Source organism: Sideroxydans lithotrophicus ES-1 (assembly GCF_000025705.1).
GTDB lineage: Bacteria > Pseudomonadota > Gammaproteobacteria > Burkholderiales > Gallionellaceae > Sideroxyarcus > Sideroxyarcus lithotrophicus.
In genome coordinates, this window is the sequence record NC_013959.1 from 2,841,304 (window position 1) to 2,857,876 (window position 16,573).

The 16,573-nt window shown below is 56.0% G+C and carries 20 protein-coding genes; 8 read left to right on the forward strand and 12 right to left on the reverse strand.

The genetic code is table 11. The features are described 5' to 3' along the window. Window positions 1-19 precede the first annotated feature (19 nt). Window positions 20-484, forward strand: coding sequence for a bacteriohemerythrin (locus SLIT_RS14095; RefSeq protein ID WP_013030943.1), 465 nt, complete (start codon window positions 20-22; stop codon window positions 482-484). Here the strand turns inward: SLIT_RS14095 and SLIT_RS14100 are convergent, their stop codons facing one another. Then, window positions 485-793, reverse strand: coding sequence for a DUF167 domain-containing protein (locus SLIT_RS14100; RefSeq protein ID WP_013030944.1), 309 nt, complete (start codon window positions 791-793; stop codon window positions 485-487). It lies immediately after the preceding gene. Window positions 794-806: 13 nt separating this feature from the next. Continuing rightward, window positions 807-1,625 carry an rRNA pseudouridine synthase gene (locus SLIT_RS14105; protein WP_013030945.1) on the reverse strand — a complete coding sequence of 273 codons (819 nt, stop codon included), beginning with the start codon at window positions 1,623-1,625 and terminating at the stop codon, window positions 807-809. A gap of 73 nt (window positions 1,626-1,698) precedes the next feature. Here SLIT_RS14105 and SLIT_RS14110 point away from each other — a divergent pair, with 73 nt between their 5' ends. Next, on the forward strand, window positions 1,699-1,929 hold the full coding sequence (locus SLIT_RS14110) for a VF530 family protein (protein ID WP_013030946.1): 231 nt from the start codon (window positions 1,699-1,701) through the stop codon (window positions 1,927-1,929). Window positions 1,930-1,964: 35 nt separating this feature from the next. Here SLIT_RS14110 and SLIT_RS15440 read toward each other — a convergent pair whose 3' ends face one another. The 5 genes from SLIT_RS15440 to SLIT_RS14135 form a co-directional block, all read right to left on the reverse strand. Further along, window positions 1,965-3,302, reverse strand: coding sequence for a PAS domain-containing response regulator (locus tag SLIT_RS15440; protein ID WP_013030947.1), 1,338 nt, complete (start codon window positions 3,300-3,302; stop codon window positions 1,965-1,967). After that, entirely contained in the window at window positions 3,299-3,715 is a 417-nt protein-coding gene (locus SLIT_RS14120) for a response regulator (protein WP_013030948.1), read from the reverse strand. Before SLIT_RS14120 ends, SLIT_RS15440 begins: the two co-directional genes overlap by 4 nt. Beyond that, complete coding sequence (locus SLIT_RS15445) at window positions 3,712-5,064, reverse strand: sensor histidine kinase (protein WP_013030949.1); 1,353 nt, start codon at window positions 5,062-5,064, stop codon at window positions 3,712-3,714. The genes SLIT_RS14120 and SLIT_RS15445 overlap by 4 nt, the downstream gene beginning before the upstream one ends. A gap of 302 nt (window positions 5,065-5,366) precedes the next feature. After that, a complete protein-coding gene (locus SLIT_RS14130; protein ID WP_013030950.1) occupies window positions 5,367-5,567 on the reverse strand; it encodes a hypothetical protein in 201 nt (66 codons plus the stop codon). A gap of 193 nt (window positions 5,568-5,760) precedes the next feature. Continuing rightward, window positions 5,761-6,216, reverse strand: a complete 456-nt coding sequence (locus SLIT_RS14135) for a group I truncated hemoglobin (RefSeq protein WP_013030951.1) — start codon at window positions 6,214-6,216, stop codon at window positions 5,761-5,763. A gap of 205 nt (window positions 6,217-6,421) precedes the next feature. Between SLIT_RS14135 and SLIT_RS14140 the strand changes: the two genes are divergently transcribed. After that, window positions 6,422-6,736 carry a TusE/DsrC/DsvC family sulfur relay protein gene (locus SLIT_RS14140; protein WP_013030952.1) on the forward strand — a complete coding sequence of 105 codons (315 nt, stop codon included), beginning with the start codon at window positions 6,422-6,424 and terminating at the stop codon, window positions 6,734-6,736. Window positions 6,737-7,095: 359 nt separating this feature from the next. On the opposite strand, the gene SLIT_RS14145 is transcribed toward SLIT_RS14140, so the two are convergent. Together SLIT_RS14145 and polA are read right to left on the reverse strand one after the other, a co-directional pair. Then, on the reverse strand, window positions 7,096-7,584 hold the full coding sequence (locus tag SLIT_RS14145; protein WP_013030953.1) for a hypothetical protein: 489 nt from the start codon (window positions 7,582-7,584) through the stop codon (window positions 7,096-7,098). 523 nt (window positions 7,585-8,107) lie between these two features. After that, entirely contained in the window at window positions 8,108-10,897 is a 2,790-nt protein-coding gene (gene polA / locus SLIT_RS14150; RefSeq protein ID WP_013030954.1) for a DNA polymerase I, read from the reverse strand. A 166-nt stretch (window positions 10,898-11,063) separates the two neighbouring features. Here polA and SLIT_RS14155 point away from each other — a divergent pair, with 166 nt between their 5' ends. From SLIT_RS14155 to SLIT_RS14175, 5 genes are read left to right on the forward strand one after another with little or no spacing between them, the layout of a single operon-like run. Beyond that, a complete protein-coding gene (locus SLIT_RS14155; RefSeq protein ID WP_013030955.1) occupies window positions 11,064-11,780 on the forward strand; it encodes an LOG family protein in 717 nt (238 codons plus the stop codon). 37 nt (window positions 11,781-11,817) lie between these two features. Beyond that, complete coding sequence (locus tag SLIT_RS14160; protein ID WP_013030956.1) at window positions 11,818-12,147, forward strand: DUF2782 domain-containing protein; 330 nt, start codon at window positions 11,818-11,820, stop codon at window positions 12,145-12,147. Window positions 12,148-12,162: 15 nt separating this feature from the next. Beyond that, window positions 12,163-13,104, forward strand: coding sequence for a homoserine kinase (locus tag SLIT_RS14165; RefSeq protein WP_013030957.1), 942 nt, complete (start codon window positions 12,163-12,165; stop codon window positions 13,102-13,104). Between the two features lie 12 nt (window positions 13,105-13,116). Then, window positions 13,117-13,893 carry a BPSS1780 family membrane protein gene (locus tag SLIT_RS14170; protein ID WP_013030958.1) on the forward strand — a complete coding sequence of 259 codons (777 nt, stop codon included), beginning with the start codon at window positions 13,117-13,119 and terminating at the stop codon, window positions 13,891-13,893. A 2-nt stretch (window positions 13,894-13,895) separates the two neighbouring features. Beyond that, window positions 13,896-14,387 carry a hypothetical protein gene (locus SLIT_RS14175; RefSeq protein WP_013030959.1) on the forward strand — a complete coding sequence of 164 codons (492 nt, stop codon included), beginning with the start codon at window positions 13,896-13,898 and terminating at the stop codon, window positions 14,385-14,387. A 227-nt stretch (window positions 14,388-14,614) separates the two neighbouring features. Here the strand turns inward: SLIT_RS14175 and SLIT_RS16005 are convergent, their stop codons facing one another. From SLIT_RS16005 to SLIT_RS14185, 3 genes are all read right to left on the reverse strand, one after another. Beyond that, a complete protein-coding gene (locus SLIT_RS16005) occupies window positions 14,615-15,157 on the reverse strand; it encodes a CC0125/CC1285 family lipoprotein (protein ID WP_013030960.1) in 543 nt (180 codons plus the stop codon). Window positions 15,158-15,282: 125 nt separating this feature from the next. Beyond that, window positions 15,283-15,960, reverse strand: a complete 678-nt coding sequence (locus tag SLIT_RS14180; RefSeq protein WP_013030961.1) for a hypothetical protein — start codon at window positions 15,958-15,960, stop codon at window positions 15,283-15,285. A gap of 137 nt (window positions 15,961-16,097) precedes the next feature. Then, complete coding sequence (locus SLIT_RS14185) at window positions 16,098-16,517, reverse strand: rhodanese-like domain-containing protein (RefSeq protein ID WP_013030962.1); 420 nt, start codon at window positions 16,515-16,517, stop codon at window positions 16,098-16,100. Window positions 16,518-16,573: the final 56 nt, after the last annotated feature.

Below are 16,573 nucleotides of genomic sequence, written 5' to 3' on the forward strand. Positions count from 1 at the left end.
GCTTTTACTAGGAGGAATTATGGCATACCTGCACTGGTCCAACGATTTGGATACCGGTATCGAGGTCATCGACAAGCAGCACCAGCGCATCGTCGATTACCTGAACGAGCTCAATAATGCCAATGACACCGGCGACCAAACCGCAACCAATCATGTTCTGAACGAACTGGTCGATTACACCTTGACTCATTTTGCCTTTGAAGAAGAACTGCAGGAAAAGGCCCAATATCCATTCCTGAAGGCGCACAAGCGCGTGCATGAGATCTTCACCAAGCGCGTCGCGGAATTCCAGCAACGCGCTGCCGCCGGCGAGAATGTCGCTCCCGAGCTGCTCTCGATGCTGAAGATCTGGCTGGTCAACCACATCAAGGGCGACGACGCGGACTACGTGGAAAGCGTCAAGAAGATGCTGGGGTTCGAAGGCACCGGCAACAAGGTGGACGGCGGCTGGCTGGGCACGGCACTGAAGAAGTTCTTCGGCTGATCATATTCGCGAAGCGGCGCCCTGCTGCTTCGCGATCGCCGCAGGCAACCGTTTCGGCGCAACGATGCGCAGTTGCTTGTTGACGTTGTACACGCCGAACACCACCGTGATCGAACTTTCAGTCACATCGAACTCCCCTGCCAGGAATTTGACCAGATGCGCCGTCGCGCGTCCGCGCACCGGGTTTTCGGCGACATGCACTTCCAGCTGATTTCCGATGACCTTGCCGATCTTCGTTTTCTTCGCGCGCGGGCGGCCAAGGATGTTCAGCACCAGCGTGTCGCCTTCCCACTGGCAGAACGAAGACATTTCCAGGCCTGACTTAGAACTTTTCATACGGCATCAAATAGCGCCATTGCCCGAGCGGCAATTTGCACATCGACATGCGCCCGATACGCAAGCGCTTCATCGCTTGCACCTGCAGCCCGACTGCCAGGCACATATGGGCGACCTGGCCTGGTTGCGCGCCTTTGAGGGCGAAACGCAAATGTGTTTCGTTCTGCCAGCTCACCTTGACCGGAGGCAACGGCTTGCCGTTGAAACTGAGCCCGTGGTTGAGCAGCTTGAACCCATCGGGCACCAGCTCGCCGGCAACCTCGACGACATACTCCTGTTCGATCGTGGCAGCATCCTCGGTCAACTTGCGGATGACACGATAATCCTGGGTAAATACGGTCAGGCCGCTCGCGTGCAATTGCAGCGGCAAGCATTGCGTCAGTCGCACAAAATGCTGCTTGAGCAAGCGGATACCGGAACGGTCGTCCGCTGCGCGCGTATCGGCACTGGGCAATTGCCTGATCGAGTCGGCAAGGATTAAAGATTGCCCTTCACGATCGCTCCCTCTCCCGCTGGGATAACCAGCGACTTGGTCGCCGTTTTTTGGCGGCCTAGTCGAATGGCTAGTAGTTCCATCAGAGGGTTGGGGTGAGGGTTGATGAAATAAAATGGTCACCGACTCAACCGGAACCAGCGTGGCATCGGGGTGCAGCTCGACCTTCTGCTGCGACACCATGAACTGCGGTTCTTCCACCACCTGTCCGTCCACGCTCACCCAGCCACCGGCAATATACAGCTCCGCCTCGCGGCGCGAGCAGTGAACCAGTTCGGCCAGACGCCTGGCGAGACGGACGGGGACGGTCATGTGAGGTATGTCCTGGAAGCGAAGGCTCGCATTGTAAACGCTCAGTTCCGGCGTTCACCTGTAAAATCCGGACATGAATTCCAATACGAAACCTCAAAGCCGCCCCAACCTCGACGGCATCACCCTGGAGATGATCGTCACGCAGCTTTCCGAAAGCATGGGATGGGCAGCGATGGGAGAGGCGGTACCGATCCGCTGCTTCACGCACGACCCCAGCATCAAATCCAGCCTGAAGTTCCTGCGCAGGACGCCGTGGGCGAGAAAGAGGGTGGAGGAGCTGTATCTGCAACGCGCACAAAGATAGGCGTCCTGCGGCGACCCATCTTTGGTTGCAGACAATTATTGCCCGGTGCGCTTGAAGCCGGTGATATCGAAGACCACCGACCGGCTCATCACGAAGCGGCCCTTATCCTTGACCGCATTGGCGTTCAGCAATACCGGCAACCTGGCGCCATCCTTGCGCACGATCTCCAGCTCGAGATTGCGCACCCAGCCGTGCTCCTTGAAGTGCCGGTAGCTGTCCTGGAATTTCTTCACGCTGGCTGGCGTCAATATATCGGTCAGCCTGATCTTCCCCACCACTTCCTCCCGGGCGAGGCCCAGCCATGCGAGTTCGGTGTCGTTGACCTGGACGAACACCCCGTCCAGGTCGAGCGAATGACAACCGCAGGGAGCGTTGTGATAGAGATCCGCAAACTGGTCGGCGCATTTCTTTTGCGCGCTCCCGGCCTGCGTGCACTCGCCCAGCTTGCTGACAAGGTTGGCGTTGGCCGACTCCAGGATCGCGATTCTTCTCTCGAACTGTACCGTGCGGCTTTCCACCAGCTCTTCGAGCCGTCGGCGATGCTGCTGCAGTTCCTCTTCGACTTCCTTGTCCTTGGTGATGTCGATCAGGATACCCTGCAGGAATAACGGCTCCTCCGATTCATGGCGTACCAGCACCGCTTCGTTCAGGAACCAGCGCACTTTGCCTTCGCGGGTGAGCAGACGGCATTCACATCGCAACGGCTCGCCGCTCTCGTAACAGTGCGAGATCTGGGTGTAGGCACCGGTCCGGTCTTCCGGATGCAGCAGCTTGAGAATACCTTCCGGGTCGGCCAGCAATTCTTCGGGAGCGTAACCGAGCTGGCGTATCTGCGGGCTTATATAGATCAGTTTGCCGGTCACATTCAGCGCGGTCGAGTAAGTGATCGCAGGGATCTGCTCTACCAGTGAACGGTACTTCGCCTCGGCCCGGGCCAGGGATGATTCCATCAGCTGCTTTTCTTTCAATGCCAGCTGCTCGCGAAGCACCCTCTCGATGACTGCGGGCAGCAGTTCCAGGTATTGAAGGTTGGGGTCCTTGACCACGTAGTCCTGGGCACCGAGCTTGATCGCTTCCACGGCTACCGCGGCATTGTCGGCGCCGGTCAGCATGATGACCGGCAGCGGGATCGCCCCAAGGTCGTCTTTCAGTTCGGCCAGGAATTCCAGGCCATTCAGGTCGGGCAGGTTGTAGTCGAGCAGCACGCAGTCCAGTTTCTCCGTATGCACCAGTTGCAGGCCGTCACGCGCGGTTTCAGCCTCGACCAGAACGAATTCGAAATCATGCGTGTCTTGCGCAAAAGAGCGGCGGCAGGCCATGCGGTCCACAACGTCGTCTTCGACTATGAGCACGTGTATCTGTGGTTTTGTCATTGTGGCACCTCGCTGATCGTCCAATAAGCGTCGAGAGTGCGCATGACTTCGACGAATTGACGGTAATCCACCGGTTTTGCCATATAGCCGGCCACGCCGAGGTCGAAACTCCTGATCTTGTCCTGTTGCTCCTCGGATGTGGTCAGCACGACCACCGGGATGCGCTTCAGATTTTCGTCCTGCTTCACGATCTGCAGGAACTCGATTCCGTTCATGATGGGCATGTTGAGATCGAGCAGGATGATGCACGGCCTCTCGCTGCCGGGATCGCGCAGGTACTTCAGGGCTTCCTCGCCATTTTCCCGATTCACTATCGGGTTGGTGACGCGAATCTCCCCCAGGGCGCGGATGACCGTCATGACATCCACCTGGTCGTCTTCCACCAGCAGTATCGGCTTGTCTGCAGTTCTCATGTTTTCTCCCCCTTGTCCTGATTCGGGGGCGCGGGCTTGCGCGGAAGCGTGAAGAAGAATGTGCTCCCTTCCCCGACGACAGATTCCACCCAGATGGTCCCGCCGTACATCTCGACGATCTTCTTCACCAGCGCCAGGCCGACACCCGAACTTTCCACGCGATCGCGCGGTGCCAGCGTCTGGAACAGCTGGAAGATCTTTTCGAAATGCTGCTGCTTGATGCCGGGGCCATTGTCCGAGACGCTGAATTTCCACTGCTTCCCTTCGGCGCAGCAGTTGATGCGTATCCTGCCCTCGGGTTTGTCCATGTACTTGATGGCGTTCGAGAGCAGGTTCTGGAACAGCTGCTGGATACGCGTGGGCTCTGCCATGACGGTCGGCAAGGGATCTTCGATGGTGACGGCGATGTTTGCCGGCGGGGCCAGCAAGTCGATCACCTCCGGCACCAGCCTGCCGATATCCACTGCTGTCATCGTCTCCTTGACCCTGCCCACGCGCGAATACAGCAGGATCCCGTCTATCAATCCATCCATGCGGTGCACCCGGTTGATCAGCAGACGCATCTGCTCCTTGCCGTCTTCGTCGAACTTGTCGGCATAGTCCGTGGACAGCCAATCTGCCAGGGAGCTGATGCCGCGCAGCGGGGCCTTGAGGTCATGCGAGACGACGTAGGCAAAATTGTTGAGCTCTTCGTTGGCGCTTCCCAGTTCCTGCAGCAACTGGGCACGATGTGCCTCGACCTGTTTGCGCTCGGTTATATCGCGCAGGAAACAATAGACTCGCCCGCCATGCAGATCGCTGTAATTCGAGCTTTCCTCGACGATCTGTATCTGTCCGTCTTTGCGGCGCAAGCGGGATTCGAATCGGTCGCTGCCCTTCTGCATCAGGGTGCCGATGTGCCGCACCACCCCATCCTCCGTTTCGGCCGCCTCCACATCGGCTATGTTCATGCCTATCAATTCTGCGCGGCTGTAGCCCAGCATATTGCAATAGGCATCGTTCACTTCCAGGATGCGGCCCTGCATATCCATGATCAAGAAGGCATCCAGCGAGGTCCTGATCATGACCTTGAATTGTTCTTCCTCGTTCTTGCGCAACATATCCTCGATCCGCTTGCGCTCGCGAATCTGGATGACCAGCGGTCGGAACAGGAAGAAATACAGGGACGGCGAGATCAGCGCGACCAGCAGCGATGCGTCGAGGATCGCTTCATCGATCAAGGATTCCCGCGGCAGGAAGTAGAGCAGCAGCATCACCGACGCTTCCGAGACAAAGACCGACACTGCGACTATCAGGAAGATTAAAGCCGGTGATTTCGTAAGACGCGATTGTTTTTGTGGGGTATCCATCTCTCACGACCGCCTATCTGTCTGATGCGTGTTACTAAAGCATCCCAACGGGGATATATCGGAGCGAGCGTCGTACCTTCTTTTGCAATCTGCCGGGACGTTCGAGAATGAACCATGTTCAGGCAGGCAACTGCCCTCGGTTTTGATTCTGCATCTTTGACAAGACGATGTCCACTCTTGCCTGAGAAACCCTGAGCCAGGCTTCCAGTGATCGTTGCGCTACCGTCCAATCTTGCGACATGACAGGCGTGTCATGAATCCATACGGGAGGAAACACCCCCGCTTACAACCTCGTTTCCTGGTCACTTGTCCGCGATTTTGTCCTGCTGCTGCGCAGGAGCCTGGTCTGATTTCAGCGCGTCGTCCGTAGCCCCTTCCTGGTCCGCGAATGAACCGGGACGCAGACCCGAGAATGCCGTGCTGAACACGCGTACGGCAATCACCGCCGGCACGACCAGAGTGAGAACCAGGAATACAGTTATCAATAGCCAATGATGTCCCATGATCATGTTCTCCTTGCAGATTGAAAATGTCGGTCCGGATCATATGCAGACATCCGGATATCTTTCTTGACTGGGGAATCCCGGTTAAGTTTCAAAACTGATCAATTCCCAATGGCCATGCTGCTGAAATATATTTGGGGCAAGGCAGAACAAAGGAAAAAGATCGGGGAGTTGTGCCTGCGACTAACCGCGGTCAACGATCAGCCGGGGTCTCGCGCTCGCTCTCTGCAGGCTTTGGGATGATGATCGGTTTTTTGTATTTCCAGTCATTGTCATACATCGACTCGACCGAATCCTTGACGATCTGCTTTCTGAACGCATTATCTATGCGTAGCCAGCGCACCCTCAAGGCTTCATCGAGGCCGGCTTCTTGCAGGGATTGTTCCAGCAGATCGTTGCGCAGATCGAACAGCTCAGGGGTGATATACATTGCTTCGTGGACCATTTTGATGTCCTTGCCGGTGTAAGCGGCAGGGCCGCCCATCTTCTCGGCCATGAAACTGGTTTGCCGGTCTTCTATCGCTTTCTGGTCGTGCCCGGCAAAGAACTGTTTCAACCATGCATGGGCATAGACCTTGTCATAGAAGATCTTGTGCACCCTCTGCAGGACAGGCAGTCCGCCCATGGTTTCAAATAACGTCTGGCTCATGAAATCTTCCCCCGGTTTGAAGCCCCTGATCACCCCTCCGCACTCGATCGAACGGCAACCAGTGTCAAGCGAACGTGAAATTTTGAAGCGAGATCTGAACAATCACGATAATAATGTATCGGAGATATATGTATTGTCCGGATTCTAATTTATTATTGAATCGCCGTTGATTGCATGCGTCCATGAAACTCATGAGGAGGAAGATATGCAGCTACCTGACATCGATGAAGAAGGATATCTGATCGACCCTTCGGCCTGGAATGAAGAGCTCGCCAGAAGGTTCGCCGATCAGGAGAACATCCAGCTTAACGAGGATCACTGGGATGCGATCCATTTCATGCGCCAATATTACGCGGAGCATCAGGTCGCTCCGGATGTCCGCCACGTGACCAAACACCTGGCACAGCGATTGGGCGCCGAATCGCGCAACAAGGTATTCGAGTTGTTCCCCTATGGTTATGTGAAACAGGCCTGCAAGATCGCCGGGATGAAACGGCCCAGGGCATGGAGTACCGGGTAACTGGTGCCGTTCGTGCTGAGCCTGTCGAAGCATGAACGTTCCACCAAAACCAACACCGTCGGGGGTTGCCCGACAGCAAGTTACTTTCTTTTGCTTCGCCAAAAAGAAAGTAACCAAAGAAAAGGCGCCCCCGGTTTGCCGCCCTTCGGGTTCCCTCGATATTTCGCCAACAAGCGGGGCTGCGCAACTCGCCCTAGCAGGGCACACAAAGCGTGCCCTGCCGCGGAGCTCAAACAGTGCTCGCCCAAACCTCCGCTTGTTGGTGAAATATCGAGGCGGCGCTCAGGGGAAAGAAAGTCAAAACCCGAAACCTCAGCGTGGGCACTTCGTGCCCACTCGGTTTGGATATTGATTAGAGATTACTTTCTAGTAATCTTTGAGTGAGTTGCGTAGCTGCTGATTTTTGCTGCAAACCATACGCACACCATAGATGTGAATAGACTAAGTTTTTCTTTAGGCGTATCAGGCAGGGGCTTATCATTCCCACAACATTTCTCTAAATACTGAGATATTGGAATCAAACCCTCATCGGTTATCTTGAATTCAATTTTGTGGCTTATCTTGTTCCTAAGGCCATTTAGATATTTTATGGCAGGAATGGAATTGTACTTTTCTGGGTATTTCTCTTTGGATAACAACGCGATCTTCTGAGCGAAAGTTTGCTTGGAATTTTCCCAGTCTAATGTTGGGTATCTGGTCTGCAGGTACTCATCCATGTAGTACTCAATAATGAGGTGACATGAAAGAAAATATCCCAGTAATTCATAGTCGATGCTTTCAATTTTTTTCCAAGTAACATCCCCGTCACGGATATTTGAAACTAGTGGTGGCAATCCTAACTTGTCCATATCTCAATGCACCTCATCACAATTCCCGCCTTCATCCAAACCAACTTCCAGCAAGACTGAATGTACTGGAGTTAAATTGTTTTGACTATGGAGGGCAGCTTGCTGCCCTCCATACGGTTTTGTTCTTCGCCTTACCTTCCCCTGTGCGCCGCCGAGTAGCGGAGACTGGTCAGGGGTAGTCGGCGAGGACTGTCTGAGCGCGTAGCGCGAGTTCCGCAGCCGCCTGACCAGTCGAGCAACACAGGGAACTGCGAAGCAGCGGCGTACCGGGGTCGCCTTCTTTTTGGTTACTTTTTCTTTGGCGAAGCAAGAAAAAGTGACTTGCCGCCGGGCAACCCCCGGCAAGCTATGCGCACCGCCATTCATGGTTCGACAGGCTCACCACGAAAGGCTTTAGCTGTCGGGCTAGCCCCGACGGTTTTTGTTTTGACTGGATTCCGGCCTGATGGAACTACTAGCCATTCGACTAAGCTGGCAAACAACGCCAGCAAAGTCGCTGGTTATACGCCGGAATGACGGAGCGCTAATGCGCCTCATCCCAATTCCCGCCCTCCCCCATCCCCACTTCCAGCGGCACCTTCAACTCCGCCACATTGCACATCAACTCCCGCACCTTATCTTTCACGCGAGCCAATTCCCCCTGCGGCACTTCCAGCACCAGTTCGTCATGCACCTGCATGATGAGTTTGGTTGCCAACTTCTCTGTTTCCAGCCAATCCTGCACCGCGATCATCGCCAGCTTGATCAGGTCGGCGGCGGTACCTTGCATCGGCGCGTTGATGGCAGCGCGTTCGGCAGCTTGTCTTCTCATTCCATTCGCACCGTTGATCTCGGGCAACCACAGCCTGCGCCCGAACCAGGTCTCGACGAAACCCTGCGCCTTGGCCTGCTCGCGCGTGCTGTCCATGTAGCGCTTCACGCCGGGGTAACGCGCGAAGTAGAGGTCGATGTATTGCTTGGCGGCGCTGGTCTCGATATTGAGTTGCGCAGCCAGGCCATAAGCGGACATGCCGTAGATCAATCCGAAATTGATGACCTTGGCATAGCGGCGCTGCTCGCTGCTCACGGCATCGAGTGCCACGCTGAACACTTCGGCGGCGGTGGCGCGGTGGATGTCTTCGCCGGCGGCGAAGGCCTTGAGCAGCCCTTCGTCGCCGGAGAGGTGCGCCATGATGCGCAGCTCGATCTGCGAATAGTCGGCGGAGACGATGCGAGAACCGGCGGGTGTGATGAACGCTTCGCGGATGCGGCGGCCTTCCGGCGTGCGGATCGGGATGTTCTGCAGGTTGGGGTCGCTGGAGGCCAGGCGCCCGGTCACCGCCACGGCCTGCGCGTAGCTGGTGTGCACACGCCCGGTTTTGGCGTTCACCATCTGCGGCAGCTTGTCGGTGTAGGTGGATTTGAGTTTTGCCATGCCGCGATATTCGAGCAGCAGTTTCGGCAGCGGGTAATCGAGCGCCAACTCCTGCAGCACTTCTTCGTCGGTGGAGGGTGTGCCGCTCGGCGTTTTTTTCTTCACCGGCAATTGCAGCTTGTCGAACAGGATCTCGCTGAGTTGCTTGGGCGAGTTGAGGTTGAACGGCTGTCCCGCCGCTTCGAACGCCTGTTTCTCGATCTCGTTCAGTTTCAGCCCCAGCTCGTGGCTCTGCCGCCCCAGCATGGCGCTGTCGATCAGCACGCCGTTGCGCTCCATCTTGAACAGCACCTCGCGCACGGGCAATTCGATTTGCCTGTAGACCGCATCCAGACGGCCTTGCAGCTGAGGCGACAATGTCTGGTGCAGCTGCAGCGTGATGTCGGCGTCTTCCGCCGCATAGCGAGTGGCAGTCTCGAGGTCGACCTGATCGAAGCCGATCTGCTTGGCGCCCTTGCCCACCACATCGGCATAGCTGACCGTCGACAGCCCCAGATGACGCAACGCCAGGTTGCCCATCTCGTGCGGCTTGTGCGATTCCAGCACATAGGATTGCAGCAGCGTGTCTTCGGCGATGCCGGCGAAAGCGATGCCGTGGTTGGCGAAGATGTGCTGGTCGTATTTGAGGTTCTGCCCCAGCTTCTTGTGGGCCGGGCTTTCCAGCCAGTGTTTGAGCTTCTGCAGCGCATGCTCGCGTCCAAGCTGGTCCGGCGCACCTGGATAATGGTGCGCCAGCGGCAGGTAGGCGGCCTGATGTGCTTCGATGCTGAACGAGATGCCGACCAGTTGCGCGGTCATCCCGTCGAGTCCGGTGGTCTCGGTGTCGAGGCTCACCAGCGGTGCCGCCATCAGCTTGTGCAGCCAGGCATCGAGCTGGGCATCGGTGAGGATGGTTTGGTAATTCGAGGTGTCGTTGGTGGTCGAAGGCAACGCCGGCTGTTCGAACTGGCGCTGCTCTTGCCCCCTCGCCCCCTGGGAGAGGGTTGGGGTGAGGGACGATGATGCGTCACCGGAACGACCCTCACCCCCAGCCCCTCTCCCGCTTGCGGGCGAGGGGTAAGAAACTTCACGCAGCCAGGATTTGAAGCCGAAGCGTTCGAACAACGCTTTCATCTTTTCGATGTCGGCCGCAGGTGCGGACAGTTCGTCGAACTTCCTGTCCAGCGCCACGTCGCATTTCACCGTGACCAGACGGCGCCCCTGCGGCAGCCAGTCTCTGGCCGCACGCAGGTTCTCGCCGACCGCACCGCCCACTTCATCCGCGTGCGCCAACAGGTTGTCCAGCGTGCCGTACTGGGTGAGCCATTTCACCGCGGTCTTGGGGCCGCACTTGGCCACACCGGGCACGTTGTCCACCGTGTCGCCGACCAGTGCCAGATAATCCACGATGCGTGCAGGCTCCACGCCGAACTTGGCCAGCACGCCCGCTTCGTCCAGCACTTCGTTGCTCATGGTGTTGACCAGCATGACATGCGGATTGACCAGCTGAGTGAGGTCCTTGTCGCCGGTGGAGACGATGCAGTGCGCGCCGTTGCTCGATGCCTGATGAGTCAGGGTGCCGATGACATCGTCGGCTTCCACGCCATCCACCATCAGGATGTTCCAGCCCGCCGCCGCGACGACTTCATGCAGGGGCTCGATCTGCGCGCGCAGATCGTCCGGCATCGGCGGACGATGCGCCTTGTATTCCGGATACCAGTCGTCGCGGAACGTTTTGCCCTTCGCATCGAACACGCAGGCGCTATAATCTGCCGGGTAGTCGGCACGCAAGCGGCGCAGCATGTTCAGAACGCCGTAGATCGCGCCAGTAGGTTCGCCCTGTGGGCTGCGCAGATCCGGCATGGCATGAAAAGCGCGATATAAATAGGACGAGCCATCCACCAACAACAGAGTCTTCATGCGTATGCCTTTATAAATTCGTTTTTTGGGCGCATCGCTGCGTTGCGCGGTACTCGCAACCTCGCCTATCTACATGATATGTTTCGGTTGCTGCGTTCCGTGCGCCTTGCGCTGCATCCCAAAAATTCAAATTTCTAAAAGCATCCATTGCTAACTGAGGTCCGAGATGAACAACGATATGAAACTTCCGCCCATGCAATCGCCCGAGCTGATGCAGTCGAAGGAATCCTGGCGTGTGTTCGGCATTATGTCAGAATTCGTGTCGGCGACCGAACGCCTGCGCGACATCCACCCGGCGGTCAGCATCTTCGGCAGTGCGCGCACGCCGCACGACCATCCCTATTACAAGCTCACCGAAGAGATCGCGCGACTGCTCTCCGACGCTGGATTCTCGGTCATCTCCGGCGGCGGCCCCGGCATCATGGAAGCAGCAAACAAGGGCGCGTTCTACGGCAAATCGTCCAGTGTCGGCCTCAACATCCAGTTGCCGCACGAACAGCACAACAACCCCTACCAGAACATCAGCCAGACATTTCACCATTTCTTCACACGCAAGGTGATGTTCGTCAAATTCGCCAGCGCCTATGTGGTGATGCCCGGCGGCTTCGGTACAATGGACGAGCTGATGGAAGCGCTGACACTGGTGCAGACCGGCAAGACGCGCAAGATGCCCATCATCCTGGTCGGCAGCAAGTTCTGGGGCGGCATGGTGGAATGGTTCAAGACCAGCCTGCTGGAAGAGCAGATGATCGCGCCCGGCGACATGGAGCTGATCAAGGTCATCGACGAACCGGAACAAGTGGTCGCCGCCATCTTCAAGCATTATGAGACACGCGGTTTCGAGCCTTCGATCGCCGAACTCGAGATGCAACTCAATCTTTAACGTAGAATCCGCCCATTCATTGCAACCGGAAAACATCATGCGTCCTATCTTATTCGCCACCCTAGCCTGCCTGAGCCTGAGCGCCTATGCAGCCCAGCCGGAAGCTCCCGCCAGGGCCGAACCGCCTCCGCCACCGCCGATGAGTGAAGATTCGCCTGCCGATGCGCCGCAGGTGACCATCATCAAGGAGACCGAACTCAGCGTCGAGGAATATCGCGCGAACGGCAAGCTGTACATGATCAAGATCACGCCCAAGCATGGCGCACCTTATTATCTGGTCGACGATCGGGGCGACGGCAAGTTCGCCCGCCAGGAAAGCCTGGATTCCGGTTTCCGCGTGCCGCGCTGGATCATCAAGAGATTCTGAGGCGAGATCCGACGTATGGCTGTTTTCACACGCGTTTCCGAAGCCGACATCGCTGCCTGGCTCAGTAATTATTCCCTGGGTACTCTGATCGAATTGCAGGGCATCCCTGCAGGCATCGAGAACACCAACTATTTCGTCACCACCAGCAACGGGCGTTTCGTTCTGACGCTGTTCGAAAAGCTCACCTCGGACGATCTGCCGTTCTTCCTCAACCTGATGGCCCACCTCGCGCGGCACGGCATCCCCTGCCCCTGCCCGGTCGCGGACAAACAGAACCATTTTCTCGGCAAACTGAACGACAAGCCCGCCTGCATCGTCAGCCGCCTTTCCGGCAAATCCGTGACGCAGCCCAACACTGCCCAATGTGCCGCCGTCGGCGCGATGCTGGGACAGATGCACAGCGCCGGCCAGAGCTTCGGCGACCAGATGCTGAACCCGCGCGGTTCCTCCTGGCGTGCCGAAGCTGCAAATAAGGTGAAAAGGTTCCTGCCTGCACAGGATGCGGCATTGCTGGAAAGCGAAGTCGCGCTGCATGCCGCAAATCCGCTGAACGGCCTGCCTCGCGGCATCATCCATGCCGACCTGTTCCGCGACAACGTGCTGATGGATGGAGAACATGTCGGCGGGTTGATCGATTTCTATTTTGCCTGCACCGGCAACCTGCTGTATGACGTCGCCATCACCGTCAACGACTGGTGCATGACGCCCGAAGGCAAGCTGGACGCGACCCACACGCGCGCAATGCTGAACGCCTATCATGCCGCGCGCCCGTTCACCGCCAGGGAAGCTGAAGCATGGCCGATGGCGTTGCGCGTGGCCGCCTTGCGCTTCTGGATATCGCGGCTGTATGACTTGTATCTGCCGCGGGAAGGCGAGATGGTACATCCGCACAACCCGGAACAGTTCAAGCGTATCCTGCAAAACCACATCGCCACGCCGCAACCCGCCTGGCTATGAACTGAGGTGCAAATGGAAATCAAGAAACTGAACGCCGCACGCGGCTGGACCTGGGTGAAACAGGGCTACCAGCTCATCATGCTCAGTCCGCTGATGGCGATCATCCTGGCGCTGATCGGCGCAACGGTCATGTTCCTCACGCTCAGGATCCCGGTGCTCGGGCCAATCTTCGCCATCGTACTGATGCCGATGATGGTGGCGGGATACGCGCGCGTCTGCCGCGCGCTGGAAGAAGAAGAGGAAGTCGAGCTGACCCACCTCTTCGCCGGATTCCGCAAGCATGCAGCCCAACTGGTCGCACTCGGCGGCTTCCTGATGCTGGGGGTGCTGGCCGCCTCGATGGTGATGGTGTTCCTCGGCGGCGAACCGTTGCGCACCCTGCTGGACAACGTGAATGCGGCCAGCGATCCGCAGATGTTGCTGGATTCGATGTGGGCGGCCGGAGCGGGAGTGGCGTTCAGCCTGGCGGTCGGATTCACGCTGATGTGCCTGTTGATGCTGGCATTCCAGTATGCGCCGATGCTGGTGTTCTTCAATGATGGCATCTCGCCGTTTGCGGCTTTGCGCGCCAGCCTGACCGGCTCGCTGCGCAACCTCATCCCTTACACCGTGTACAACGTCATCATGCAGGTCATCGCACTGGTGCTCAGCATGCTGCCGTACAGTATCGGCCTCATCGTGCTGCTGCCGCTCGGCCTGACCTCGCTCTATGTCAGCTACCGCAACATCTTCCCGTTCGCGCATGAACTTGCGGCGATCGGACCGGTTACCCACGATCCGGAGGTTTGACCATGCGATATGCCAATGCAACCGATACCGAAGTCAGGCAGGCACAGTTCCCGCACAATCTTTTCGTCGGCGGACTGTTCCTGTTCGACCTGCTGATGACCCCGGCGGTGCTCGCGCTCAAGGTGGGCATGGTGGGGCTGTTCATTCCGCTGGTATTTTCCGGCGCGCTGATCGCCTGGATCTATCTGCGCAGCAAAAAGACCACCACCTGGTTCGTCGATGCGCACTGGAAACTCGCCTTCACGCGCGCCCAATGGCTGATGATCGGTTATGCGATCTCGGCGGCGCTGATCCTGGTCGCATGGCTGATCAGTCTCGCATCGAGCGACCACAACATGCGGCATATCCTGTGGACTGCGCTTACGCGCATCGCGCTGATGCCCACGGTGATTCTGGTGCTGATCACCGCAGTGATGGAGGCCAGCGCGATCCCGATGGCCACCAGACGGGAAGTCCCCGACAAGCTGGCTGCGAGTTTCCCGCCACCGGCTTGATTTGAACTCGAAGTTGGGAGCCCGGTTTTTCAATTGATGTCCGCTCCACTCCCGAAAGCAGCCACTCATCTCTTGTGTTTCGAAGATGATTGGCCGTCGCTTCCTAACCCAAAGCGGTCATCTCCTACCGCCTAAGCACAGAGTTAACGCTTCTTTTCCTTGAGCACGATTAGAACTGCGCATCTACAAGCCTGCTTGTAGCACGGGGGCAGCCCGCCTACCGTTATCTAGCGGCACTGCCATCGCTTTAGTTTGCATTCCTTAGTGCGCATATCGATTCGTTGAGTTTCGCTTTCAATTTGATACTTTTTTTCAATAGAGTTAATTATGAAACTAGCGTTATAAACCATGCCTGATGTATTTTCCGGCTTGTCTTTGTAGCAAACAATTGTGTTTGTTGTTGACGGCTTGCTCGAAGTGGAAGATGAACTTGCATATGAGCCCAATGAAGTTGATCGTGAGGTTTGGAAGCCAGTACCGACGCCACTCCCATCTGATATGGTTCCATCAGAGCGAGAAGTACCGTTCGAAATAACAAAATACATAAATCCGTTATCTTGAGTCACCTCGGCACTTCGCAATAATGTCATGTCCTCCGCATAATCTGCACGCGTCGAAGCATTGGCATGAAACGACACTCTGAAAACATTGGTTTCGAGTTGTGTTTCAGTATAACCTTCGCCCCACTCGTTGAGTGGCACGTATGCCGATGGTGGACTAGCACAAGCAGATAAAAATAGCGCAAGAACGATCACATATATGGTTCTCATCCGAACATTCTCCCTTGTAATTTAACTTTAAAGACTATGTCTGCATTTGGCCGACTTCTGCCTGTTTTCATTCGCTAAAACCAATGGCAGCTTCCTTACCCATTTCAGTCACTCGTATTCATCAACTATGTCAAAGACTGCTCACGAGGCAGCATGAGCCGATTAACGTAACGCATGGCTTTCCCCAGCAGCAGGGGCTGGCTTGAAGCTTGAGCTTCAAAAGATTTAGCCCAGTGGCCATGTGTTTCAGCTGAAATGAACTTTCGACTGATAAAGCTAACGCAAATCAATCCAAGAATAATGCCCAATCCCAAACCACCGAAGAGCATCACAGGTTCGACTATTTTCCCAACTGAATCCCTTGGTGTGCAATTGGAAACACCAAGTACAAGCGGCGTTAAGTATGCTGCTGAAATTAACATGGTTCCGAACATACAAACGAACAGACAGGCAAACATGACCAAAAACCAAAACTTGTCAGCGATGGTTGCTAAGCCTGACCACTGGCTGGCTGGCGGATTATTATCCAATGATTCATCGTTAATTGAGTTTGGGTCACTATATGTTTTCCAACCCGCGTATGCCAGTGCTGGCAACATTGCGATGAAAACATAAATTGTTGCGTAATGGAAAAATGGTTGCACATGCTCATTAATGAATAGTGCACATGTCAAGGCAGAAAAACCCAAGATCAATAGCCAAAGAGAATTGCGCCTGGCTGGGTCAAGTGCTTTATATTGAATAAGCAACCCAATAAGCAATGCCAACACAAATATCGAAGAAGCAATTAGTTGTTTAGACATATATCAATTTCAAATTGAAAGTATTAGCGACCGTCTGGTTGTGGCCGAATCTTGTCTCATCACTATTGCTAGTACTAAAGGCGGCTTCTCTCCCTTTAGCGGACCCGGCCCAAGATTCCGTAGTCCCATCAATACCCTTATCCCCTCTGGATAGGCATGCCGGACTTGGCCCAGCCTTCAATCCCGGACTCCAGGTTGACTGCCTTCGCAAACCCGGCTTTCTGCAAGATCGCGGTTCCTTCAGGTCCATGCGAAAGACCTTCGTTGCAATAGATGACTATGGGCCTGCTTTTGAATGCCGCCAGGGAAAGAGGTATGCCAGCGCGCAGAACTTCGAGTGGAATCAGGATGGCACCGGGTATATGGCGGAAGTTGAATTTGTCTTGATCGCGTACGTCGATAACCAGCGCACCCGCTTTGATCAGTGAATCTGCCTCAGATATCGTTACGTTCTTGATGTCATAGTGGTGGCTGTTTACATTTGCCATCCAGATGCCGGCGAGAAAAATGACGCTTAGCGCTATCAAAGTTTGACGCAGATTGATCGAACCGTACATTTGAGCCCCCTTTTAAAGGCCCAAACGCTACCCTAGAGATGTTCGCAGGACAATAT

Bases quoted from the DNA above. Each gene is read 5' to 3' on its own strand.
- SLIT_RS14170 (WP_013030958.1), top strand. From the start codon at position 13,117: ATGGAAATCAAGAAACTGAACGCCGCACGCGGCTGGACCTGGGTGAAA.
- SLIT_RS14165 (WP_013030957.1), top strand. From the start codon at position 12,163: ATGGCTGTTTTCACACGCGTTTCCGAAGCCGACATCGCTGCCTGGCTC.
- SLIT_RS14120 (WP_013030948.1), bottom strand. From the start codon at position 3,715: ATGAGAACTGCAGACAAGCCGATACTGCTGGTGGAAGACGACCAGGTG.
- SLIT_RS14175 (WP_013030959.1), top strand. From the start codon at position 13,896: ATGCGATATGCCAATGCAACCGATACCGAAGTCAGGCAGGCACAGTTC.
- SLIT_RS14145 (WP_013030953.1), bottom strand. From the start codon at position 7,584: ATGGACAAGTTAGGATTGCCACCACTAGTTTCAAATATCCGTGACGGG.
- SLIT_RS14140 (WP_013030952.1), top strand. From the start codon at position 6,422: ATGCAGCTACCTGACATCGATGAAGAAGGATATCTGATCGACCCTTCG.
- SLIT_RS14110 (WP_013030946.1), top strand. From the start codon at position 1,699: ATGAATTCCAATACGAAACCTCAAAGCCGCCCCAACCTCGACGGCATC.
- SLIT_RS16005 (WP_013030960.1), bottom strand. From the start codon at position 15,157: ATGAGAACCATATATGTGATCGTTCTTGCGCTATTTTTATCTGCTTGT.
- SLIT_RS14185 (WP_013030962.1), bottom strand. From the start codon at position 16,517: ATGTACGGTTCGATCAATCTGCGTCAAACTTTGATAGCGCTAAGCGTC.
- SLIT_RS15445 (WP_013030949.1), bottom strand. From the start codon at position 5,064: ATGGATACCCCACAAAAACAATCGCGTCTTACGAAATCACCGGCTTTA.
- SLIT_RS14100 (WP_013030944.1), bottom strand. From the start codon at position 793: ATGTCTTCGTTCTGCCAGTGGGAAGGCGACACGCTGGTGCTGAACATC.
- SLIT_RS14105 (WP_013030945.1), bottom strand. From the start codon at position 1,625: ATGACCGTCCCCGTCCGTCTCGCCAGGCGTCTGGCCGAACTGGTTCAC.
- SLIT_RS14180 (WP_013030961.1), bottom strand. From the start codon at position 15,960: ATGTCTAAACAACTAATTGCTTCTTCGATATTTGTGTTGGCATTGCTT.
- SLIT_RS14095 (WP_013030943.1), top strand. From the start codon at position 20: ATGGCATACCTGCACTGGTCCAACGATTTGGATACCGGTATCGAGGTC.
- SLIT_RS14160 (WP_013030956.1), top strand. From the start codon at position 11,818: ATGCGTCCTATCTTATTCGCCACCCTAGCCTGCCTGAGCCTGAGCGCC.
- polA (WP_013030954.1), bottom strand. From the start codon at position 10,897: ATGAAGACTCTGTTGTTGGTGGATGGCTCGTCCTATTTATATCGCGCT.
- SLIT_RS14135 (WP_013030951.1), bottom strand. From the start codon at position 6,216: ATGAGCCAGACGTTATTTGAAACCATGGGCGGACTGCCTGTCCTGCAG.
- SLIT_RS15440 (WP_013030947.1), bottom strand. From the start codon at position 3,302: ATGACAAAACCACAGATACACGTGCTCATAGTCGAAGACGACGTTGTG.
- SLIT_RS14130 (WP_013030950.1), bottom strand. From the start codon at position 5,567: ATGGGACATCATTGGCTATTGATAACTGTATTCCTGGTTCTCACTCTG.
- SLIT_RS14155 (WP_013030955.1), top strand. From the start codon at position 11,064: ATGAACAACGATATGAAACTTCCGCCCATGCAATCGCCCGAGCTGATG.